The sequence below is a fragment of the Xanthomonas sp. XNM01 genome (assembly GCF_014851915.1).
GTDB lineage: Bacteria > Pseudomonadota > Gammaproteobacteria > Xanthomonadales > Xanthomonadaceae > Pseudoxanthomonas.
The window spans coordinates 1,389,206-1,410,978 of the sequence record NZ_JACVAP010000001.1; the positions used below are offsets into that span (position 1 = coordinate 1,389,206).

At 71.3% G+C, this 21,773-nt stretch carries 23 protein-coding genes; all 23 read right to left on the reverse strand.

Features of this window, described 5'->3' with window-relative positions:
• Positions 1 to 4: 4 nt before the first annotated feature.
• The 23 genes from IB242_RS20740 to fliD all read right to left on the reverse strand — a co-directional run bounded on the left by IB242_RS20740 (position 5) and on the right by fliD (position 21,693).
• Positions 5 to 2,254, reverse strand: coding sequence for an EAL domain-containing protein (locus IB242_RS20740; RefSeq protein ID WP_192277081.1), 2,250 nt, complete (start codon positions 2,252 to 2,254; stop codon positions 5 to 7).
• Positions 2,255 to 2,383: 129 nt separating this feature from the next.
• On the reverse strand, positions 2,384 to 3,178 hold the full coding sequence (gene fliR, locus IB242_RS06300) for a flagellar biosynthetic protein FliR (protein WP_192277083.1): 795 nt from the start codon (positions 3,176 to 3,178) through the stop codon (positions 2,384 to 2,386).
• Positions 3,179 to 3,190: 12 nt separating this feature from the next.
• Positions 3,191 to 3,460, reverse strand: coding sequence for a flagellar biosynthetic protein FliQ (locus IB242_RS06305; protein WP_192277086.1), 270 nt, complete (start codon positions 3,458 to 3,460; stop codon positions 3,191 to 3,193).
• Positions 3,461 to 3,943: 483 nt separating this feature from the next.
• A complete protein-coding gene (gene fliP / locus IB242_RS06310; RefSeq protein WP_192277088.1) occupies positions 3,944 to 4,705 on the reverse strand; it encodes a flagellar type III secretion system pore protein FliP in 762 nt (253 codons plus the stop codon).
• Between the two features lie 2 nt (positions 4,706 to 4,707).
• The gene (fliO, locus tag IB242_RS06315; protein WP_192277774.1) at positions 4,708 to 5,115 is read right to left on the reverse strand and encodes a flagellar biosynthetic protein FliO; all 408 of its coding nucleotides are present in this window, start codon (positions 5,113 to 5,115) and stop codon (positions 4,708 to 4,710) included.
• Positions 5,116 to 5,120: 5 nt separating this feature from the next.
• Positions 5,121 to 5,456 carry a flagellar motor switch protein FliN gene (gene fliN / locus IB242_RS06320; RefSeq protein ID WP_192277090.1) on the reverse strand — a complete coding sequence of 112 codons (336 nt, stop codon included), beginning with the start codon at positions 5,454 to 5,456 and terminating at the stop codon, positions 5,121 to 5,123.
• Positions 5,453 to 6,472, reverse strand: coding sequence for a flagellar motor switch protein FliM (fliM, locus tag IB242_RS06325; protein WP_192277094.1), 1,020 nt, complete (start codon positions 6,470 to 6,472; stop codon positions 5,453 to 5,455). Before fliM ends, fliN begins: the two co-directional genes overlap by 4 nt.
• Positions 6,473 to 6,577: 105 nt before the next feature.
• On the reverse strand, positions 6,578 to 7,030 hold the full coding sequence (locus IB242_RS06330; protein ID WP_225540257.1) for a flagellar basal body-associated FliL family protein: 453 nt from the start codon (positions 7,028 to 7,030) through the stop codon (positions 6,578 to 6,580).
• A 420-nt stretch (positions 7,031 to 7,450) separates the two neighbouring features.
• Positions 7,451 to 8,587, reverse strand: coding sequence for a flagellar hook-length control protein FliK (locus IB242_RS20825; RefSeq protein ID WP_192277097.1), 1,137 nt, complete (start codon positions 8,585 to 8,587; stop codon positions 7,451 to 7,453).
• A complete protein-coding gene (gene fliJ / locus IB242_RS06340) occupies positions 8,584 to 9,039 on the reverse strand; it encodes a flagellar export protein FliJ (RefSeq protein WP_192277100.1) in 456 nt (151 codons plus the stop codon). Before fliJ ends, IB242_RS20825 begins: the two co-directional genes overlap by 4 nt.
• Positions 9,036 to 10,448 carry a flagellar protein export ATPase FliI gene (gene fliI / locus IB242_RS06345; RefSeq protein ID WP_192277103.1) on the reverse strand — a complete coding sequence of 471 codons (1,413 nt, stop codon included), beginning with the start codon at positions 10,446 to 10,448 and terminating at the stop codon, positions 9,036 to 9,038. Before fliI ends, fliJ begins: the two co-directional genes overlap by 4 nt.
• Positions 10,445 to 11,074: a FliH/SctL family protein gene (locus IB242_RS06350; RefSeq protein WP_192277106.1), complete on the reverse strand. Its 630-nt coding sequence runs from the start codon at positions 11,072 to 11,074 to the stop codon at positions 10,445 to 10,447. Before IB242_RS06350 ends, fliI begins: the two co-directional genes overlap by 4 nt.
• The gene (gene fliG, locus IB242_RS06355) at positions 11,071 to 12,060 is read right to left on the reverse strand and encodes a flagellar motor switch protein FliG (protein ID WP_255523454.1); all 990 of its coding nucleotides are present in this window, start codon (positions 12,058 to 12,060) and stop codon (positions 11,071 to 11,073) included. Before fliG ends, IB242_RS06350 begins: the two co-directional genes overlap by 4 nt.
• 10 nt (positions 12,061 to 12,070) lie before the next feature.
• Positions 12,071 to 13,798: a flagellar basal-body MS-ring/collar protein FliF gene (gene fliF, locus IB242_RS06360; protein WP_192277110.1), complete on the reverse strand. Its 1,728-nt coding sequence runs from the start codon at positions 13,796 to 13,798 to the stop codon at positions 12,071 to 12,073.
• Between the two features lie 18 nt (positions 13,799 to 13,816).
• Positions 13,817 to 14,185 (reverse strand): flagellar hook-basal body complex protein FliE, encoded by a 369-nt coding sequence (gene fliE / locus IB242_RS06365; RefSeq protein WP_192277112.1) that lies wholly within the window; start codon positions 14,183 to 14,185, stop codon positions 13,817 to 13,819.
• Positions 14,186 to 14,784: 599 nt separating this feature from the next.
• Positions 14,785 to 16,281: a sigma-54 dependent transcriptional regulator gene (locus IB242_RS06370; protein WP_192277114.1), complete on the reverse strand. Its 1,497-nt coding sequence runs from the start codon at positions 16,279 to 16,281 to the stop codon at positions 14,785 to 14,787.
• On the reverse strand, positions 16,278 to 16,664 hold the full coding sequence (locus IB242_RS06375) for a response regulator transcription factor (RefSeq protein ID WP_192277116.1): 387 nt from the start codon (positions 16,662 to 16,664) through the stop codon (positions 16,278 to 16,280). Before IB242_RS06375 ends, IB242_RS06370 begins: the two co-directional genes overlap by 4 nt.
• Positions 16,665 to 16,671: 7 nt before the next feature.
• Positions 16,672 to 18,093: an RNA polymerase factor sigma-54 gene (gene rpoN / locus IB242_RS06380; RefSeq protein WP_192277118.1), complete on the reverse strand. Its 1,422-nt coding sequence runs from the start codon at positions 18,091 to 18,093 to the stop codon at positions 16,672 to 16,674.
• A gap of 155 nt (positions 18,094 to 18,248) precedes the next feature.
• Complete coding sequence (locus tag IB242_RS06385; protein ID WP_192277120.1) at positions 18,249 to 18,881, reverse strand: response regulator transcription factor; 633 nt, start codon at positions 18,879 to 18,881, stop codon at positions 18,249 to 18,251.
• A gap of 98 nt (positions 18,882 to 18,979) precedes the next feature.
• Positions 18,980 to 19,570 carry a PilZ domain-containing protein gene (locus IB242_RS06390; protein ID WP_192277122.1) on the reverse strand — a complete coding sequence of 197 codons (591 nt, stop codon included), beginning with the start codon at positions 19,568 to 19,570 and terminating at the stop codon, positions 18,980 to 18,982.
• Positions 19,567 to 19,863 (reverse strand): hypothetical protein, encoded by a 297-nt coding sequence (locus tag IB242_RS06395; RefSeq protein ID WP_192277125.1) that lies wholly within the window; start codon positions 19,861 to 19,863, stop codon positions 19,567 to 19,569. The genes IB242_RS06390 and IB242_RS06395 overlap by 4 nt, the downstream gene beginning before the upstream one ends.
• Positions 19,860 to 20,270, reverse strand: coding sequence for a flagellar export chaperone FliS (gene fliS / locus IB242_RS06400; RefSeq protein WP_192277127.1), 411 nt, complete (start codon positions 20,268 to 20,270; stop codon positions 19,860 to 19,862). The genes IB242_RS06395 and fliS overlap by 4 nt, the downstream gene beginning before the upstream one ends.
• Positions 20,271 to 20,301: 31 nt before the next feature.
• A complete protein-coding gene (gene fliD, locus IB242_RS06405) occupies positions 20,302 to 21,693 on the reverse strand; it encodes a flagellar filament capping protein FliD (protein ID WP_192277129.1) in 1,392 nt (463 codons plus the stop codon).
• Positions 21,694 to 21,773: the final 80 nt, after the last annotated feature.

Here is a 21,773-nt window from a genome sequence, read left to right on the forward strand (position 1 = left end):
GGACTCAGCCGGGCGCCGGACCGGCCGCGTCGAGGTCCTCCAGCGGCTGGGGCCGGCCGATGTGGTAGCCCTGCACCCAGTCGACCTGGAGCTCGCGCAGCTGCTCCAGCACGGCCGCGTCCTCGACGTACTCGGCCACGATCTCGGCGCGGTAGGCGCGGGCGATGGTGACCATCGCCCGTACCAGCTCGCGGTCGCGCGCATTGGTGGCGATCGCGCGGACGAAGGTGCCGTCGATCTTGACCAGGTTGATCGGCAGCTGCTGCAGGCGCTCGAAGCTCTGCATGCCGGTGCCGAAGTCGTCCAGCGCGACCAGGCAGCCGCGCTGGCTCAGGCCGTCCAGCAGCGGGCGGGCCTGGTCCAGGCTGCCGCCGATCGCCCGTTCGGTGATCTCGAAGCACAGCGCCGCGGCGCTGCCGGGGGTGTTGTCGAGCTGGTAGAGCAGCCAGTTGCGGAAATGGTCGGACACCAGGCTGCGCCCCGTGAGGTTGACCGCCAGCCGTGCGAACGGCCGCTGGCCGCCGTGCCTGCGGAACCACTGCAGCAGGGTCTCGACCACGGCCCGGTCCAGCTCGACCACGCCGCGGCTGGCTTCCAGCTCGTCCATGTAGTCGCGCGGCATCAGCAGGCGGCCGTCCTCGCAGCGCAGCCGGCACAGGATCTCGGCCATGCAGGCGTGCTGCGCATCGATCCGCCGGATCGGCTGCGCATGCAGCTCGATCCGGCGCTGCCGCACCAGCGACAACGCCAGTGAGTGGGTCTGCAGCAGCGCCTTGCGTGCGGCCGGGTCGGCACGCCCCTGCGCGAACACCGGCGCGGTCTCGCCGCGCTGGCGCGCTTCCAGCAGCGCGCCGTAGGCCGCCTCCAGCGCCGCATCGACCGCGCTTTCGCCGGTCTCGCGCAGCCGGCAGACCCCCAGATGCGGTTCGATCCGCACGCGGCTGTCGCCGTAGCCGAACTCGAACTGCTCGATCCGCGCCAGCACGCCCTGCCAGGACACCGCGCCATCGCCCGGGACCAGCACGAAGCGACCGGGGCCGAGCGTGTAGGTGCTCACGTGCGGCAGCAAGTGCGCCGCCAGCCCGGCCGTCAGCGCTTCCTGGGCCGGCAGGCCGAGCCCGGCGACCAGGCTGTCGACGTGCTCGATGCCCAGGCAGGCGATCTCGGCGGGCACCGGCTCACGCCGCGCCAGGTCCTGGCGCAGCGCGTTGATGTTGGGCACGCCGCTCAATCCATCGCGGCGGCTCTCCTCGGCCAGGCGTTCGACCGCGCGCCGGTTGTCGCGGCTCATCACCAAGCACAGCAGGATCATCAGCTGCAGCACGCCCAGTTCTGCGGCCAGCTGCGCCAGCCGCACCGCGTCCAGCCCCGGACCATGCCGGCTGCCCCAGGCGATGAGCACCGCCAGCAACAGCATCAGGGCCGCCACCAGCGGTGCCGACCAGCGCCAGGGCAGCCGCAGGGCCAGCCAGATCATCGCCACCATCAACATGAAGCGCTGGTCCAGCAGCGCCTCGAACGGCGCCTGGTGCAGGCGCGGCGAGACCAGCAGCAGGCTGGCGACCAGGGCCAGATACGCCACGCCCAGCGCCGCCTCCCACCAGGGAATGCGGCTGGGCATCGGCGCCGGCTCGTGGCGTCCTGTGGCGAACAGCAGGACCGGCAGGGTCACGCACAGCACGCCGAAGAAGCGGGCGTAGCCGACCTGGAGCACCTCGGCCCACAGCTGCGGAGATGCCGGGTCGAACAGGGCGCGCGATGCCGCATGCGCCACGGCCCAGCCCAACGGGAACAGGAACAGCGCGCACACGCCGTAGGGAATGACGTCGTGCTGGCGGATGCGGCCGCGCCCGGCCGGCCGCGGCCAGCCCATCAGGCGCAGGCACACCAGCGTCCATGCATACATCGCCGCGTAGCCCAGCACGCCGGCCAGCACGGTGGTGCCGACCGCATCGCCGTCGCCCAGCAGCACGCGCAGGCACCAGCCGGCGAACACGGCCAGGTAGGCGGCGGTGAACACGCGGCGCTCGCACAGCATCGCCGTCGCCAGCAGCACGCCCCAGTGCAGGTGGGCCAGCGAGGCGCTCGCGCCGGCCTGGAAGGCCGGCAGGTAGGACACCGGCAGCGCCTGCAGCAGCAGGCACACCACGGACACCGCCAGCGCCTGCTGCGGCCATGTGCCTGCGACGACCGGCCCCGGCACCGAGCCGCCGGGCGAGGGCGGGGCGCGCGGAGGGTCCTGCTTGCCGGGCATGGGCGTTGGCGGCACCGAGGATCCTCGTGGCCGCAACAGACGACCCGTCTGAAAGCGTTTATCGGACCGGGCCACCGCAACTTGAATCGGGCGCCGCCTCCGGCATGGCCCGAGGCGCACCATGACGCGTCAGGTGCTGTAGACCCGCTCGGCGTAGCCGAACGCCTGGTTGAACAGCCCCTGGATCGGTCCGGCCAGTTCGCCGGCCAGCACCGCCAGCAGGAACAGGCCCAGCAGCACCGCCACCGGCAGGCCGAGCTGGATCGGGTTCAGGGCCGGCGCGGCCTTGGACAGCGCGCCGAAGGCGATGTTGGTGGCCAGCATCGCGGCGATCACCGGCAGGGCCAGGCTCAGCGCCCCGCGCAGCACCACGACGAACAGGTCGGGGATCACCGCCAGCATGGCGGTGGCGTCCGGCAGCGGCGTGCCGATCGGCAGTGCCTGGTAGCTGCGCACCAGCAGCGCGATCATCGCCAGGTGGCCGTCGGCGGCGAAGAACAGCAGGCCGAACGCCACGTAGAACCACTGCGAGATCACGCCGGAGCTGGTGCCACGCAGCGGGTCGTTCATCTGCGCGAACGACAGGCCCATGCCCTGCGAGATCAGTTCGCCAGCCAGCGCCCCGGCCTCGAACATCAGCCGCAGGGTGAAGCCCATCGCCACGCCCAGCGCCAGTTCGCGGGCCACGCCCAGGACGGCGGCGGCATCCAGGCCATTGCCCGGCGGCGGGGTGGGCAGGATCGGCGCCAGCGCCATCGCCAGGGCGCCAGCGAGCAGGCCGCGGATCCGCAGCGGCACCGCACGGGTGCCGATCAGCGGCATCGCCATCAGCATCGCGCCGGTGCGCAGCATGGTCCACAGCACGGTCCCGATCATGCCGAAGGCCTGCTGGCCGTCGACGATCATGGCGGTTGCAGGATCCACGTCGCGCCCGGCTCAGCCGATCAGATGTGGAATGCGCTGGAACAGCGCGATGGTGTAGTCGACCAGATAGCCGAGCAGCCAGCTGCCGGTCGCGAACAGCGCGGCGGTCAGGGCCACGGCCTTGGCGATGAAGGCGATCGTCGGCTCGTTGATCTGGGTCGCGGCCTGGACGATGCCCACCACCACGCCGACCACCAGCACGGCGACCAGCAGCGGACCACCGACCCAGAGAACGACCTCGAGGCCACGGCGCAGTTCGGTAAGGGCGAGTTCGGGCGTCATGGGCAGGAGGATGCAAGGACGGTGCCAGTGCGATGGCGGCATTCCGGCGGCGACCTCGATGCGGCGGTTTGCCGGCTTTCGACGAGACGGAAGCAGGCAGCGCAACAGCGCGGAGGTCGTTGTGCGCACAAGGTCAACGCGACGCTGGCGCAGCGCGGCAAGCGCTTGAACAGCGGATCCAGCACGCGCCCGAGCGGGCGGGAGCGGGGCGTCCTTCCAGAAAGCGACCCGAAACGGTCAGGGCCGGTGCGCGAGCCGATGTGGCTGCGACACGCCGCACCCCGGCGTGCCTGGCGGCGGCCGGGGCGGCGCGAGACACTCCGCCCCGACACGCGGGCCCGTCCGCCCGCAGCGCCACCGCGATGCCTTGCGCGCTTCACGGCACTGGAGCGTCGAGGACGAAGAGAGCAACGGGCAACGGCCAGGGCGGAGCACCGGACGATCACGCGACGGCCGGACGCCAGAACGGCGCGGCGGGCTGCGTCAGGACACGTTGAAGCTCGCCGCCAGCGTCCCCACCGTGAGCACCCAGCCGTCGACCAGCACGAACAGCAGGATCTTGAACGGTGCCGAGACCAGCATCGGCGACAGCATCATCATGCCCATCGACATCAGCACGCTGGCCACCACCAGGTCGATCACCACGAACGGGATGAAGATCAGGAAGCCGATCTCGAAGGCGGTCTTCAGCTCGCTGGTGACGAACGAGGCGACCAGCACCGGGAACGGCACCGCGTCGGGGCCGCTGTAGGTGCCGTGGCCGGCCAGGCCGGCGAAGGTCATCAGGTCGGTCTCGCGGACCTGGGCGAGCATGAACGCGCGCAGCGGGGCGGTGCCCAGGTCCCAGGCCGTGCGGAAATCGATCTCGCCGTTGAGATAGGCGCCGAAGCCGCTGTCCCAGGCCTTCTGCCACACCGGCATCATGATCATCGCGGTCAGGAACAGCGCCAGGCCGACCAGGATCTGGTTGGACGGAGTCTGGCCGGTGCCCAGCGCCTGCCGCAGCAGGGCCAGCACGATGATGATCCGGGTGAAGGCGGTCATCACCAGCAGCAGCGACGGCAGCAGGGTGATCGCCGTCATCAGCAGCAGGGTCTGCAGCGGCAGGCTCACCGGGGCGTCGCCGATGCGGCCGACAGTGACGTCGGGCAAGGCGGGCACCTGCGGGACCGCGGGCGCGGCCGAGGCCAGCACCGGCAGCAGCGCGAGCAGCAGGAACAGCAGCGGAAGGGCGCGGCGCAGCATGGTCAGGAATCCCTGCGCAGCCGCTGGGCGAGCATCTGCGCGAAGTTGGGCAGGTTCTTGAAATCCGGCAGCGACGGCGCGGGCGCCTGCGGCAGCGGTTCGGGCAGGGTGTGCAGCAGGCTCACGCCGCCGGCCGACACGCCCAGCAGCAGCTGCTGGCCGCCGACCTCGACCACCACCATGCGTTCCTTGGCGCCGACCTGCAGGCTGGCGACCACTTTCAGCCCCTCGGCCGGGCGGAATCCGCTGCCGGGCATCCGCCGCAGCAGCCAGGCCAGCCCGAGGATCAGGCCCAGCACCAGCAGCAGCGCGAAGAACGCGCCGGCCAGGCCGGGCGCCTGCGGCGCATGGCTGCCGACCTCGACCGCCGGGCGCGTGGCCGGGGCGGCGACGGCGAGCAGTCCCGCCAGCAGGCTCATCGCAGTCTCCGGATGCGCTCGCTGGGGCTGACCACGTCGGTCAGGCGCACGCCGAACCGGTCGTTGATCACCACCACCTCGCCATGCGCGATCAGGGTGCCGTTGACGTAGACGTCCAGTGGTTCGCCGGCGCCGCGCTCCAGCTCGATCACCGAGCCCTGGTTGAGCTGCAGCAGGTTGCGGATCGGCATGCGCACGCGGCCGACCTCGAGCGACAGGGTGACCGGCACATCGAGGATGACGTCCAGGTTCAGGTCGCGCAGCTCGCCGTTGCTTTCAGGCTGCAGCTGGTCGAACGCCGCGGCGCTGGCGAAGGGATCGGTGGAGTTCATTCTGGCGTTTCCTCGTCGTTGCGTTCCGCGCGCGGCTCGTGGGTTCCGGGGGGACGGGTACTGATGATCTTGACCGCGTTGCGGCCGTTGGCGATGCCGAACTCGCCGGTGAACACCGGCACGTCCTCCACGCAGATCGGTACCTGCGAGGGCAGGTCGATCGGCAGGATGTCGCCGACCTTGAGCTGGGTCAGCTGGCGCAGGTCGATGCGCTTTTCGGCCAGCACGCTGGAGACGTCGACCTCGGCCAGCCGCAGCTGGTCGCGCAGGGTCGTGTTCCAGCTTTCGTCGCGGTCGATGCGGTCGCTCTGGATGCCGGCGTCGAGCAGTTCGCGGATCGGCTCGAGCATCGAGTAGGGCAGGGTGATGTGGATCTCGCCGCCGCCGCCATCGAGCTCGGCATGGAAGCGGCTGACCACCACGTACTCGCGCGGAGTGACGATGTTGGCGAAGTGCGGGTTGATCTCGGAGTTGATGTACTCCAGGTCCACGTCCATCACCGGCGCCCAGGCCTCGTGGATGTCGGCGAAGGTCTGCTTGAGCAGCAGCTGGATCACGCGCATCTCGGTCGGGGTGAACTCACGGCCCTCGATCCGGGTCGGGTAGCGCCCGTCGCCGCCGAAGAAGTTGTCGACCACCGAGAACACCAGCTTGGGTTCGAACACGATCAGGCCGGTGCCGCGCAGCGGCTTGAACTTGATCAGGTTGAGGTTGGTCGGCACGTACAGCGAATGCAGGTACTCGCCGAACTTGACGAGCTCGATCCCACGCACCGACAGGTCGGCCGAGCGGCGGATGAGGTTGAACAGGCCGATCCGCCACAGGCGCACGAAGCGCTCGTTGACCATTTCCAGGGTCGGCATGCGACCACGGATGATCCGGTCCTGGCTGGCGAAATCGTAGCTGCGGGCCTCGCCCGGCGCGGACGGGGACGGATCGGTGTCGACCGCGCCCGAATCGACGCCGTGCAGCAGCGCATCGATCTCGTCCTGCGACAGCAGATCGTTGATGCTCATCCCCGCCTCTCCTGCGAGGCCGTCCCGGCCGGGCCACGCCATGCGCTCCGGCGGTGTCCCGGATGCGATGCGAGCTGTACGCGGATCGATGACATGCGCTGGCCCTTACTGGGTGACGAAGCTGGTGAACAGCAGCGCTTCGGCCGCAGGCTTGCCGGTCTCGGTCTGCATGAGCTTCTGCACTTCGGTCAGCGCCTGGCCCTGCAGCTTCTCCTTGCCGCTGCGGTCGGCGATGCTTTCGGAGGTCTGCTGCGCGAGCAGCATCAGCAGGCGCGCCCGGATCGCCGGGGCGTGGCGCTCGAGGTCGGCCAGCGAGGCCGCGTCGCGGGTCATCAGCTGGATCTCGACCTGCAGATAGCGCGGGCCGGCGGTCCCGCTGTCGAGGTTGACCACGAACGGCGGCTCCAGCGCCAGGTACTGTGCCGGGGCCGGCAGCTTGGGCTTGGCCGCCTCGATCGCGGCGGCCTCGGCTTCGGCGGCCTTGCGCGAGCTGAGGAACCAGCCGCCACCGGCACCGCCGGCGGCCAGCACGGCCACGCCGGCGATGATCAGCGGCAGCTTGCCACCACGTTTGGCAGGGGGGGCACTGGCGGGGGCCTTCTTGTCGGCTGCGGCCACGATGGATCTCCTGGGGAATGCCCGGAGTCAGATGCAAAGCGCGTGCCGCTCCGGCGACGGCCACCCGGCGCGGGCGTTCAGCGATGTGGTGACGGAGTGTTGACGCAGGGGGGCGGTGAGCGCCCGGCGGCCGGAGCGCGGGTCAGGTCGCCGAGCCCACGCCGTCGCAGGCGGGCCGGCGCGCCCTGGCGGCCGTCGTAGCGGGCCCCGCAGGCCCGGTGGGCTGGCCGGTACCGGCCGCGCGTGCCCATCCTGCCGCGTGGTCGGCGCGAGCGGGCCGCATGGCGCTGGCGACGGCGGGTACCTGCCTGCCGCGCGATGGGCGCTGCGGGAACGTCCGCAGCGCTTCGACGCGGGTGATCAGGCGTAGGCGTCGAGCAGACCGCGCAGGCGGAGCTGGCCGGCGGTGAGCAGCGGGGCGTCGCCGCCGCCCTCCACGCCGCCAAGGCCATTGCCGTCGTTACCGCGACCACGTGCCGTGCCCTCGGCATCCTGCCCACGTCCGCCATCATGCTGCTGGCCGACACCGGCGTGCGCCAGCTGGAAACCCTGCTGGCCGAGCATGTCGCGCAGGCGCGGCAGCCCCTGTTCGAGCGCCTGGCGGACATCCGGCGCGGCGGCGGTGAAGTCGGCCGAGATCCGGTCGCCATCCAGGTTCAGCCGCACCTCGATCGGGCCCATGTCCTGCGGCGAGATGCGGATGTGGGCGTGGCCGATCTTCTGGTCGGCCATCCAGCTGAGGTTGGCGCCGACGTCGTCGGCGAAGGCCTCGCCATGCAGGTCCGGCTGCGGCAGCGACGCCGGCAGCGTGGCCGGAGCCCCCGCGGCGGCCGGTGCGGGGGCCGGCGTGGAGCCGATCACCACGAAGGCAGGCGCTTCCGGCCCGTCGACCGCGGCCTGCAGGCCGGCGTCGAGCGCCAGCGCGGCAGCGCCCTGGTCGGCGACCTGGGCCACCGCATCCGATGTGAGGGGCGCGGTGGCCGTCGCAGCGGCTGCCGACGCTCCCGGTGCGGCGGCACCAGGCAGGAAAGGCGAAACCAGCGGCTGCGCCGTGCCACCGCCGCGTGCGGCAGGCAGGTCGCCCTGCGGCACCGGCGCACTGGCCGGGTCCGGCGTGGCCGGAGGCGCCAGGCCGAGCAGGCTGGCCAGCCCCGGGGGGGGCCAGTCCGGCAGCGCCGCGGTGTCGTCGTCCAGGCTGTCCTGCAGCTCCGTCGCGGTGGGCAGTGGAAGCTGGGGGGTTGCCGCCTCCAGCGCCAGCGCCTCGGCGTCGGCCGGCTGTCCGGGCACCGCATCGGTGGCGGCCGGCGTCGCCCGGGCCGTGCCCGCGCCGGGTCTGGCCGACGCGGCTGGCGTGGGGCGGCCTTCGGCGGTGGGCGCCGTGCCGGCGCCGATCAGCGCCGCGAAGCTGCCGTCGGCCGGCGCGCCGGTGTCGGACGACGAGGAGGAGGAAGCGGGGCCGCTGCTGGCCGCCGCAGGAGGAGCGGAAGACACGTTCACGCCGGCTCCTCTCCCTGCGCGGCATCGCGGTTGGCACGGCTCAGGCGCGCGCCGAGGTCGTCCATCACCCGCTGCTCGCGCCGGTTCTCCACCACGCGCTCCTGCGCGCGGTAGCTGGCTGCCAGCTGCTCCAGCACCTGCTTGTCACGGCTGGCCAGCAGCAGCCGGGTGCGTTCGGCCTCGACCCGCTCGCGGCTGCTGTCCACGGTCCGGCTCTGCTGCTCGACCGCGCTTTCCAGGCGCTCCAGGAAGGCACGCCGGTTGGCCAGCTGGGCCGGGCTGGTGGCGGCCATCTGGCTGGAGGCGTACTCCTCGGCGTAGCGGCGCAGCTCGTCCAGCCGCGATTCCTGCTGGGCATGGGCGTGCTGCCGTTCGGCCAGGTCGCGGGCCACGGCATCCTCGTGCTCCTGCGCGCGGCGCAGCAGCGGGTCGATGCGGCGGGACTGCATCATGCGGCGGTCTCCTTCACTTGCAGCAGGTCCGCGAGCGCGTCGCGGCTATGGTCCAGGTCGGCGGCGTGGGCGATGTCCTGGCCGAGGAACTCGACGATCTCCGGCCAGCGCGCCAGCGCCTCGTCGACCGCGGGGTCGGCGCCGCGCTGGTAGGCGCCGATCGCGATCAGGTCGCGGTTGGCGTTGTAGGCGGCGATCAGGCGCTTGAGGCCGCGGATGCGGTCGCGCCAGGTCGCGTCGGCGATCTCGGTGACCACGCGGCTGACCGAGGACTCGACGTCGATCGCCGGATACAGGCCGGCGTCGGCGATCCGGCGCGACAGCAGGATGTGGCCGTCGAGGATCGCGCGCGCGGCATCGGCGATCGGGTCCTGCGGGTCGTCGCCTTCGGTCAGCACCGTGTAGAACGCGGTGATCGAGCCGCGGCCCTTGGCGCCGTTGCCGGCACGCTCGACCAGCGCCGGCAGCTTGGCGAACACCGACGGCGGATAGCCGCGGGTGGTCGGCGGCTCGCCGACCGACAGGCCGATCTCGCGCTGGGCCTGGGCGAAACGGGTCAGCGAGTCCATCAGCAGCAGCACGTTCAGGCCCTGGTCGCGGAACCACTCGGCGATGGCGGTGGCGCGGTAGGCGCCGTGCAGGCGCGCCAGCGGCGGCCGGTCGGCCGGGGCGGCGACCACGACCGCGCGGCGCAGGCCTTCCTCGCCCAGTGTGCTTTCGACGAAATCGCGCACTTCGCGGCCGCGCTCGCCGATCAGGCCGACCACGATCACGTCGGCCGAGGTGAAGCGGGTCATCATGCCCAGCAGCGTCGACTTGCCGACGCCGGAGCCGGCGAACAGGCCGACGCGCTGGCCGCGGCCGATCGGCAGCAGCGCGTTGATCGCGCGCACGCCCACGTCCAGCGGCTGGGTGATCGGTTCGCGCGCCAGCGGGTTGATCGACACGCCGGCCATGCCGACGCTGCCTTCGGCGCGGATCGGGCCCTTGCCGTCCAGCGGCACGCCGTCGCTGTCGATCACGCGGCCGAGCAGGCCTTCGCCGATCTCGACACCGCCGCGCCGGCGCACCGGCACCACGCGTGCGTTCGGCAGAAGGCCGTGCAGCTCGGCGCTGGGCATCAGCGAGGTGCGTTCGCCGGCGAAGCCGACGACCTCGGCCTCGACCCAGCCGCCGTCGGCGACCTCGACCTTGCAGGTCGCGCCCATCGGCGCCTCGCAGCCGACCGCTTCCAGGGTCAGGCCGACCGCGCGGCGCAGGATGCCTTCGCGGATCAGGCCGCGGCCACCGGCCTGGTCCAGGTCGATCGCGCCCAGCCGGGTGGCCAGGCGCAGGTTGCGGGCCTGCAGCCAGTCGGCCGGGACCGCGCTGGGCATGTTGAGCGTGGCGGGGGCGGGAGGCGGACTCATGCGGCGGCTCCGGACTTGTGGATCACGCGTTCCAGCGCGCCGCGCAGGCGCGCTTCCAGGGTGCCGTCGATGCGCACGGCCTCGGCATGCACGCGCAGGTCGCCGCGGCCCAGCGCCAGATCCGGCACCAGGCGGATGCCGGTCATCATCGCCATCAGCGGGGCCAGCGCGGCGATGTCGTCCGGGTGCAGGCGCACCTCGACCTCGCGCGAAGCACCGCCGACCGCGTCGACCGCCTCGGACACCAGGTCCGAAAGCAGCACCGGATCGGCGTCGTAGGCGCGTCCGACCAGGCTGCCGGCGATGCGCACGGCCAGCTCGCCGAGCGCGGCGGTGACCTCGTCCTCGAGCCGCGCCAGCGGTCGGGTGAAGTTGTCGAGGATGCCGTCGATCTGCGCGATCAGGCGCCGGACCTCGGCCTGGCCCTGCGCGAAGCCTTCCTCGTGGCCCCTGGCCAGGCCGGCCTGGTAGCCCTCTTCGCGGGCCGCATCCTCGATCGCCTGGATTTCCTCCAGCGTCGGCGGGCGCAGCACCGGCACGTCCTGCGCCACCTCGGGCTCCAGCACCGGTGCCTGCACCTTGCCGACGTGGAGTTCGGGCGCCAGCCAGCGGACGACGTTGCTCATACCAGTTCCTCGCCGCCGCCGCTGCTCATCGTGATCGCACCCTCATCGGCCAGGCGGCGGACGATGGTCAGGATCTCCTTCTGCGCGCCCTCGACATCGGTCAGGCGCACCGGACCGCGCGCCTCCATGTCCTCGAGCAGGATCTCGGCGGCGCGCGCGGACATGTTGCGGGTGATCTTCTCGCGCACGCGCACGTCGGCGCCGCGCAGGGCGATGCCCAGGCGCTCGCCGGACACCTCGCGCAGCAGGGTCTGCAGCTCGCGGTCTTCCAGCTCGACCAGGTCGTCGAACACGAACATCAGGTCCTGGATGCGCTGGCCCAGCTCCTGGTCGACCTTGGCGATCTCGCCCAGGATCGACTGGTCCTGGCCGCTTTCCAGGAAGTTGAGGATGTTGGCCGCCACCTTGACCCCGCCGATGTTGGACGACTTCAGGTTCTGGTTGCCGGAGAACTGGCGCTCCATGATCTCGTTGAGCTCGTTGAGCGCGTTCGGCGGAATGCCTTCCAGCGTGGCGATGCGCAGCAGCACGTCGGCGCGGGTGCGCTCGGGCAGCATCTTCAGGGTCTCGGCCGCCTGGTCCGGGTCCAGGTGCGACAGCACGATCGCCATGATCTGTGGATGCTCGTTGCGCACCAGGTCTGCGACCGAGCGCGGGTCCATCCACTTCAGCGTGTCCAGACCGGTGGTGTTGCGGCCGAGCAGGATGCGGTCGATCAGGCCACTGGCCTTGTCCGCGCCCAGGGCCTGGATCAGCATGTTGCGGATGTAGTCGTCGGCGCCCACGCCCAGCGAGGTCTGCCGGTCCAGCGCCTGCTCGAACTGCTCCATCACCCGCGTGACCTGCTCGCGGGTCACGCCGGCCATGGTGGCCATCGCCAGGCCGAGCTTCTGCACTTCCTTGGCGCCCATGTGCTTGAGCACCTCGGCCGCATCGCCTTCGCCGAGCGAGAGCAGCAGGACCGCGGCGCGCTGCACGCCGCTCAGATCGTCGTCGTTAGACTTCATTGCCCAACCAGTCCTTCACCACCTGGGCGACCCGCTTGGAGTCGGTCTTGACCGCCTCGCGCGCACTGCGCAGGCGATCTTCGTAGGCATCCGACGGCAGGGCCATCGGTTGCGGCGGCGCGCTGCTGCCGATGACCGCGGTGTCGTTGGCCAGCGCGGCGGTGTCCTCGTCGTCGAGCAGGGTCAGTTCGGCTTCGGCCGGTGTCTCCCTGGTCAGCGCTTCGGGCTTCTTGGTCGGCCCGACGATCTGGCGGATCGCCGGACGCAGCACGCCGAACGCGAGGACCAGCACGATCAGCGCACCGACACCCAGGCGCAGCCAGTCCTGCATCCGCGGGTCCTGCCACCACGGCGCCGGCTCGCTCGCCTCGGGGGTCTCGCGCACGAACGGGGCGTTCATCACCGAGACCACGTCGCCACGGGCGGCGTCGAAGCCGACCGCCTGCTTGACCAGGTCCTCGACCCGGGCCAGCTCCTGCTCGGACAGCGCCTGCATCACCGGCTTGCCGTCGGCGCCGGCACGCGGCACGTGGTCGACCAGCACCGCGGTGGTGACGCGGCGCAGGCGCCCGGCCGGCTGGCGGGTGTGCTGCAGGGTGCGGTCGAGCTCGAAGTTGCGGGTCGCGCTGCGGGCGGACTCGGTCGGTGCGGCGGCCGCGGCGGTGGCGCCAGGCGCGCCAGCAGCAGCCGCGCCAGGCGCCGGGGTGCCGTCGGCCTGCTGGCCGGCCACTGCGCCCGGCGGGGTGTTGCTGGTCGCGCCGGGAATGCCCTGCGGGCCTTCGGCGGCGGTGCTGTTCTCGCTGACCTGCTCGCTGCGCAGCTTCGGCGGCTCGCCGTTGAACAACTCGCGCGCCTCCTCTGTGACCGAGAAGTCCATGTCCACGGTGACCTCGGCGTTGACGCGGCCGGGGCCGGTCAGCGGTTCGAGCAGCTCGCGGATGCGGGTGTTGTACGAGGTTTCCTGGCGGCGCACCTGCTCGAACTGGACCGCACTCAGTTCCGAAGCCGAGTCGGCGCCGTCGCGGCTGAGCAGGCGGCCGTTCTGGTCGACCACGGTGACGCGCTCGGGCGCCAGGTCCGGGATGCTGGAGGACACCAGGTGCACGATCGCATCGACCTGGTTGCGTTCGAGCGCGGCACCGGAGCGCAGATCCAGCACCACCGAGGCGCTGGCCGCCTCGCGCTGGCGGGTGAAGGCGCTGGGCTTGGGGATGGCCAGGTGCACGCGGGCGTCGCGGACCGGACGCAGGGTGGCGATGGTGCGGACCAGCTCGGTTTCCAGCGCGTGCTGGTAGCGCGCGTTCTCGACGAACTGGCTGACACCGAACCCCGGGTCGCGCTCCATCAGTTCGAAGCCGATGCGGCCGCTCTCGGCCATGCCCGAGCCGGCCAGCTTCAGGCGCGCGTCGTGCAGGTTCTTCTCCGGTACCGAGATCGCGCCGGTGGCCTGGTCGAGCTTGAACGGGATCTGCGCGGCGCGCAGCAGGTCGGTCGCCTCGGCGGTGGCTTTCGGGTCCAGGCCGGTGTAGAGCGGGCTGTAGTCCGGCTTCTGCGACCAGAAGAACACGAACAGGCCGGCCGCGACCGCCAGCGCGATCATCAGCATCATCCCGAGCTTGCGCAGCAGCTGCATCTCCTGCAGCTTGACCATCGCCAACGCGGCCTTCTCGCTGGCCTGCTCGGTGTTGAACGATTCCTTGGAGATCGAAAGCGCCATTTCGCTGGGTTCCCGGGATTACAGCGGCATGTTCATGACGTCCTGGTACGCCTGTACCAGACGGTTGCGGACCTCGACGGTCGCGCGGAAGGCCACCTGCGACTGCTGCGAGGCGATCATCACCCGGGCCAGGTCGGCCCCCGGCTCGCCACGCTCGAAGGCCTGGGCCAGCGCGCCGGCGCGCTGCTGGGCGCCGTTCACGCCTTCCAGCGCACCGCGCAGGGTCTCGCTGAAGCTGGGCACCGACGACACCGCCGGGCCCTGCTGGAGCGCACGCACGTCGATGGCATCGCCGCGGACCACGTCGTTGACCGGGCGCGCACCCTGACCGAGCTGCGTCTGGTAGCTGCGGATCTGGGACAGGACCGAGTCGATCGAATGGCTCATGGCGTCGGCATCACGTTGGCGCAGGGGCGTCGTGAAGGTGAATGCAATTCGCGTGCCGGAACGGCGACGGCATCCCGGCGCGCCGCTATCGACGGCCGCGACCCCAGTGCCCGGCAGCCGGGAGGAGAGGTGGCCCCCGTATCAGGCGGGCGACCGCAGCGCCCGGGACAGCCAGGCGGGCCGGATGCGGAGCGTCAGCGCAGGCGCCCGGGGCAGCGTCCGGTTCCAGCGGCGATCACCGGGCCGGTTCAGGCAACGGGCGTGCCAGGGCGGCTGGCGCTGCGGCACCGGGAATCGCCAGCGGCCCGCATCACGCGAGGACGAGCGAGGAGGGGCCGGCCGGGAGCAGGCGTCGGCCCGTCCCGTTCGAGGGCGTTCGCCTCGACGGCCGCCTGCGGCCTCTTGTTCAGGACCTTGCCTGGACACGCGCGGGACGAGCAGCCTGCCGGGCATCCCGGGCTTCGGGATCAGGGAGAGGCAGCAGAGACGAGGTGCGGACGCTGCGGAGCACGCCGGCGCGCGGCGCGGCCACCTCGAGACGGGAGACAGGCCCGGACGCGGGGGTGCGCACGCCGGGCGGTGGATCGAAGGCGCGCGCCTCAGCCGTCGGTCGGCAGCTCGTCGCGCTCGATCCCGTACTTGCGCAGCTTCTCGACCAGGGTCGTGCGGCGCAGGCCGAGCAGCTGCGCGGCATGGGCGACCACGCCGCCGGTGCGCTCCAGCGCCTCGCGGATCAGCTGCAGCTCGATCTGCGCCATGTGGTCGCGCAGGTCGATGCCATCGTCGGGCAGGGCGGCCGGAGCCGCCGGCGCCGGTGCGGAAGGCGATACCGCGGCAGCGGCAGGCCCCTGCGGATCGGCGGCACGCAGCGGTTCGGCCTGACTGGCGCGCGGCGGCTCGACCGGGAGCTCGGGCGGGCCGATCGCCGCATCGCCCAGATGCGCGCGGTAGCGCGTCGGCAGGTCGTCCAGCCTGACCAGGCCGCCGGGATTGAGCACCGCCAGGCGTTCGACCAGGTTGGTCAGCTCGCGCACGTTGCCCGGCCAGGCGTAGCCGGCGAGCGCGGCAAGCGCGGCATCGGCGAAGCGCACCTCACCGCGCCCGGTCCGGGCCAGCTGCGCGGCGATGGTCGCCACCAGCGCCGGCAGGTCGTCGCGGCGCTCGCGCAGCGGCGGCATCTCGATCGGGAACACATTGAGGCGATAGAACAGGTCCTCGCGGAACTGGCCGTCGCCGATCCGGTCCTCGAGGTTGCGATGGGTCGCGGCGATCACGCGCACGTTGCAGCGGATGGTCTGGTTGCCGCCGACGCGCTCGAAGGTGCGTTCCTGCAGCACGCGCAGCAGCTTGACCTGCATCGGCAGGCTCATGTCGCCGATCTCGTCCAGCAGCAGGGTGCCGCCTTCGGCCATCTCGAAGCGGCCCTTGCGGGCGCTCAGCGCACCGGTGAACGCGCCCTTCTCATGGCCGAACAGTTCGCTTTCGAGCAGGTCCGGCGGGATCGCGCCGCAGTTGATCGCCACGAAGGCGCCGTCGCGACGGGCCGACTGCTGATGGATCGCGCGCGCGGCCACTTCCTTGCCGGTGCCCGATTCGCCCAGGACCAGCACCGTGGTATCGAACGGGGCGACCTGGGTGATCATCCTGCGCAGGCGCTGCACGGCCTGGCTGCTGCCGGTGGGGCCGTCGTCCTGCTGCACCGCGCCGGCCTGGTGCTCGGCGTCCAGGCGCTTGAGGCTGGCACGGCGCAGCAGCGCCTCCAGGTGCGCATGCCGGATCGGCGACTCCAGCGGCCACACCCCGGCCTCGTGCAGGCCATGGGCGGCCGCGAACGCGGCGGGCTCGCCGTCGAGCAGCAGCACCGGCACCGGCAGGGGTGTCTGCCCCAGCCAGGCGAAGAACCGGCCGGCGGCCTGTGCGTCGTCGAGCTGGCCGACGACCAGCGCCATCCAGTCGGTCGGGCGCTGGCGCGTGGTCGAGACGTCCTCGACGCTGGTGACCCAGCGCGGGTTGAGGTCCATGAACTCGAGCAGGCCGCACAGGCGCTCCGCACGCTCGCCGTTGGCGTCGACGACCAGGATGCGGGACTCGCTCATGACGGCAGGCCTTCGAGCGACAGGCGCTCCAGGATCGGCATGACCTCCTGCACGTAGGAGAGCTTGCTGACGAAGCTGTCGGCACCGGCACGCAGCGCGTGCTCGCGGTGCTCGCCATCGTCGAAATGGCTGGCGATCACGATGAACGGCGGGTCGTCCTGGGCCTTGATCAGGCGGGTCGCCTGCAGGCCGCCCATCTCCGGCATGGCCAGGTCCATCAGCACGATGTCCGGGCGCAGCGCCTCCGAGCGCTCGATCGCCTCGAGCCCGTTGCCGGCGGTGCCGACGATGTCCAGCCACTCGACCTTGCGGAAGTGGCGCATCGCGGCGTTGATGAAGCCCTCGTGGTCGTCCACGAGCAGCACCTTGACGTTGTTGTGCATGACGGCCTCAGCCCGCCCGGGCCAGGGTAGGGGTCTTGCCGCGGCGGCGCTCGCGGGCGGTGGGAATGTCCAGCTGTTCGCGGTACTTGGCCACGGTGCGGCGCGCGATGTTGACACCCTGGCGGGCGAGCATCGCCGCGATCGCGTCGTCCGACAGCGGGCGCTGCGCCGGCTCGGCCTCGATCAGGCGCCGGACCATGGCCTTGACCGCCATGCCCGAGACGCTGGCGCCTTCCAGGCGCACGGCGAAGAAGCGCTTGAGCTCGAACGTGCCGCGCGGGGTCTGCATGTACTTGCCGCTGGTGATGCGCGACACGGTGGATTCGTGCATGCCGATCGCGTCGGCCACTTCCTTCAGGGTCAGCGGCGCCATCGCCTCGTCGCCCTGGACCAGGAAGGCCGCCTGGCGCTCGACGATCACCCGCGCGGTGCGCAGCAGGGTGTCGTAGCGCATCGACAGGCCGCGGGTCAGCCAGCGCGCTTCCTGCAGCAGCTCGCGCAGCTTGCCGCCACCGGCGCTGTCGCCGCAGTCGGCGAGCGCCCGCTCGTACCCGGCGTTGATCGACAGGCGCGGCGCCGTGGCCGGGTTCAGCGCCACCTTCCACTGCGCATCCGCGTGCCAGACCACCACGTCCGGGACCACGTGCGTGGCCGTGCCCTGGTCGGCGCCGGCCTCCAGCGGGCGCGGCTGCAACGACAGCACCAGGCCGATCGCGGACTGGACGTCGGCCGGTTCGGCCTCCAGGGTGCGCGCGATCAGCGCGTGGTCGTGCGTCGCCAGCGCCGGCAGGCAGTCGCGCAGGATCCGCGCGGCCAGCGTGCGGCCGGCGACCGGGCCGGGCAGGGCAGCGAGCTGGGACAGCAGGCATTCCTGCAGGTCGCGTGCGGCCACGCCGGCCGGCTCGCCGTGCAGCAGCCGCTGGCGTACCGATTCGATCCGCTCGGCGGACACGTCGAAACGGGCGCAGGCACGCAGCAGCAGGGCGGCGTGGTCGCCGTCCAGGTACCCGGCATCGTCGCAGTGCTCGAGCCAGAACCCGGCGATCTCCAGGGTGCGCGGGTCCAGCTCCAGCGCCAGCTGCTGGAGGATGCGCACGCAGGGATCGCTGGAGCCCTGCTCGGCGATGCGCTGCATGCGGTCGTCGTCGGCATCGTTCCAGCCGGCGCCGGCGACATCCCACATCGAGGATTCGGGCAGTTCGTCGAAGGCGGCCGTCTCCAGCGAGGGCGCCTGCGCATCGGCGTCCTGGCCCGGCACGCTTCCTGCATCGCTGTCCTCGTCCAGCTCGAGCATCGGATTGAGCTCGAGCGCGCGGGTCACTTCCAGCTGCAGCTGAAGCGCGTCGAGCTGCAGCAGCCGGATGGACTGCAGCAGCTGCGGCGTGAGATGGAGCTGCTGGCCCAGCTGGGCCGAGGTGGTGACCTTCATCGTCTTCCCCAACGACGCGCCGGACATCCGGCACATGACGGGTGACATGGTGAAGGGGATGCGCCGGAAAATGAATCGGGGATGACCCGTATCCGGTCATTCATTTCCCCACATCGTGTCAGGGCTTCCCCTACATCACAGCGGATTTCCGACGCTCATCCCAGTTCCTGGCGGTGCTTGACCGCCAGCAGGACCAGCTCGTTCGCACGGCGGCAGCCCAGTGTCTCCATCATCCGGGCGCGATGGGTCTCCACGGTCTTCACGCTGATCCCCAGATCGGCGGCAATTTCCTTGCTGCTCAGCCCCCGCCCGATCTGGCCCAGGATCTGGCGCTGGCGCGGCGGCAGCGCGGCCACGCCCACCGGGCGGCTGCGGCCGAGCATCGGCGCGATCATCTTGGCCGAGATGCGCGGGCTCAGGAACACCTCGCCGGCCATCGCGGCACGCAGCGCCAGTTCCAGTTCGAGCGGGGCCGCGTCCTTGACCACGAAGCCGGCGGCGCCGCGGTCGAGCGCCTCGCGCACGTGCATCGGGTCGTCGTGCATCGACATCATCACCACCCGGATGGCGGTGGAGTGGGCGTGGATGCCGCTCAGCGCATCCAGGCCGGTACGGCCCGGCAGCGACAGGTCGAGCAGGACCACGTCGGGCCGATGGATCGCGGCCAGGTCGATGGCCTGGTCGGCGGTGCTGGCCTCGGCGATCACATCGACGTCGGCGAAGGTCTGCAGCAGTCTGCTCAGCCCGGCGCGGACCAGGGTGTGGTCGTCGACGATCAGTACTCGCACGATGCAGCGTGTCCCGGATGAGCCGGCGTCACCTTAGCCCAGCGCGCCGGGTTAGGGAATCTTGCGGTTCCGGCGCTGGCGTGCACCGGGGTGCGCGATCAGCGGCGGCCGCGGGCATCGGCGATCTGGCGCCGGTGCAGGCGGAACAGGTGGCGGTCCAGGGCTTCTTCCAGCCCCTGCGGGAAGGTGGGGAAGCGCAGCCAGACCGCGACGCTGCCGATGCCCTGCGGGGCCACGGCCAGCACGGTCGCCGGCAGCTCCAGGTCGTCCGGGAGCCAGTCGGCGGCCTGCGCGCACAGGGTGCCCTCGGCACCGATGCCGGGTGCGTCCGACAGCAGCATGCGCATGCCATTGCGCGACCAGCGCACGCTGCGGACAGGCAGCTGCTCGCTGTTCTGGCGCACCAGGCGGCCCAGCAGCACCAGCACCAGATCCAGCTTGGCGTCCATGCGCTGCGCCAGCAGCGGCAGTTCGCCGCGCTTTTCCTCGGCGCCTTCCTCGCTGCGCAGATCCTCGATCTGCGCCAGGCCCTTCAGCAGGGTCTCGGCCTGGGCCAGGCGGATGGCGGCGGTCGCACGGGTGGAGAACCCGGCTGGCAGCAGCGCGTCGCAGACCAGGGTGTCGTCGAACAATGCCGCTTCGGCCGCCTCGGCCTCGGGCGGCCAGGGGAGCGAAGCGCCGGCGTTCATCGCGCGGCCTCGCGGTAGTGCTGGCTCGCCTGGCCGGAACGGCGCAGACCGGCCAGCCGGGCCGCATGCTCGTCGCGGACGCGACGCATGTGGCTCTGCAGCCGCTGCTGCAGCTCGAGCAGTTCGCGCAGCGCGCCCAGTGGCGCATCCTGGCCGAGCTGGCCCATGTAGCGGCGCAGGCGCTGGTCGTGTTCGTGCAGGACCTCGGCGGCGCGCTCCAGGTCCTCGTCGTCCAGCGCCTGGCGCAGCGTCCTCAGGTCCTGGTGCAGCGCGTCCAGTCCGTCGGTGTTCATCGCGCCATCCCGACCGGCGTGCGGTGCTCCTGCGGGATGGCGTTCCAGGCCGAATCGATCTCGCCCAGCAGATCCAGCGACTCGCCCAGCGCGGTCTGGTCGTTGTGGAGGTTGGCTTCGGTCAGCCGCTGCACGATGTAATCGTAGAGCGAGGCCAGGTTGCCGGCCAGCTCGCCACCGGCCTCGTGGTCGAGCGAGCCGTTGAGATGGCCGACGATCGCGCAGGCTTCCCCGATCGCCTTGCCCTTGCGCGCCAGTTCCCCCTGTTCCATGCACTGCTGGGCCAGGCGCACGCGGTCGCAGGCGCCACGCAGCAGCAGGGAAACCAGTTTGTGGGGACTGGCGTCGGTCACCGTGCCTTCCAGATCGTTCTGGCGGTACTGGTTGACGTAGGAGCGCAGCGACATGGGGGAATCTCCCGAAGATGAGGCGGCCGGCTCAACCACCGCTCTGGGCGGCGAGCATCGACAGCTGCTGTGACAGATAGTTGCTGGTGTTGTTCAGGCTGCCGACCATGCTGTCGAGCGCCACGAACTGGGCCTTGTAGCGTTCGGCGACGGCCAGCATGCGGGTCTCGAGCGATTCGCGCTGCTTGGTGACGTCCTTGAGCTGGGCGTCCAGACCCTTGGTCCGCAGGGTGAAGGCGCCCTTGTCGCCGACGTAGCTGTCGACGACCTTGCCGACCTTGGCGGCGAAGCCGTTGTCGCCGGTGAAGGCGTCCACGATCCGGTTCGGCTGCGAGGCCAGCAGCGCGTCGAACTTGGCGCTGTCGAACACCAGGGTGCCATCCGGTGCCGGGTAGCCCTTGGTCTGCAGGCCCAGCGTCTTGGCGTCCAGCCCCTGCTTGGCCAGTTCGCCGAGCATGTCGTTGAGCGTGCCGCGCAGCTGCGTCGCCGCGCCGCGCATCTGCGCATCGCCGGTCAGCGAGGAGGGCGTGTCGCTCTCGGCGTCGTACTTGGTCGAGTTGGCGATCGCGTTGACCGCCGCGTTGTAGGCGGTGACGAAGCTCTGCACCACCGCGCGACCGGCAGCGGCGTCATTGGCCACGGTGACGGTGCTGGTGCCTTCCTTCTTCAGCGTCAGGGTCAGGCCGGGCACGGCGGTGGAGACGCTGTTGGTCTGCGAGGTCACCGACAGCCCATCGATCTTCAGCTTGGCGTCCTGTGCCGGAACCCGTTCCTCGATGCCGTCGACCAGGCCCTGCAGGTCGCTGCCACCGCTGCCCAGCGTCAACGAAATGGCGTGCTTGGAGCCGGTCTGGTCCGCGGTCAGCGACAGGTGCTGGCCGGCGTCGGAGGTTAGCACCGCCACCTGGATGCCCATGCCCTTGGCCGCGTCGCTGATCAGGCCACGCACTTCGGCCAGGGTGCTGCCGTCCTTGATGTCGACCGCGACGGTCTTCTCGCCGACGGTCAGGTTCAGGCTGCCCGCACCGAAGGTGGTCGTGGTCGACACACCGGCACCGAGCAGCTTGTGCGCGGTCGCCAGCTGTTCCACCTCGACCTTGTAGGCGCCGAGCGGGGTGCTCTTGCCGACCGTGCTCGAGACGATGGAATCGGACACCGGCGCGCCGTTGGCATCGGAGGAGACCGAGCTCACCGTGCGCGAGCCGAAGGCGTCGGCCTTCTTGAGGTTGTTCAGCGCGGTCTGCAGCGTGCTGAACGCCGAGGCGACGTTGCCCACGCCGGTACGCTTGAACTTGGCGGTCGATTCCAGCTTGTTCAGGCGCGCATCCTGCGGCGCGCGATCGGCGGCCACCAGCTGGTTGACCATCGTACTGATGTTGATGTTCGAGCCGATGCCGCCGTACCCGAAGGAATAGTCCGCCATTGCCATCTCCTGTCTCCCCGTCCACGGGGGCAAGGACGCGGCGGTACATGCCGCCGGTCGAGAACACTATCGGCATCGAT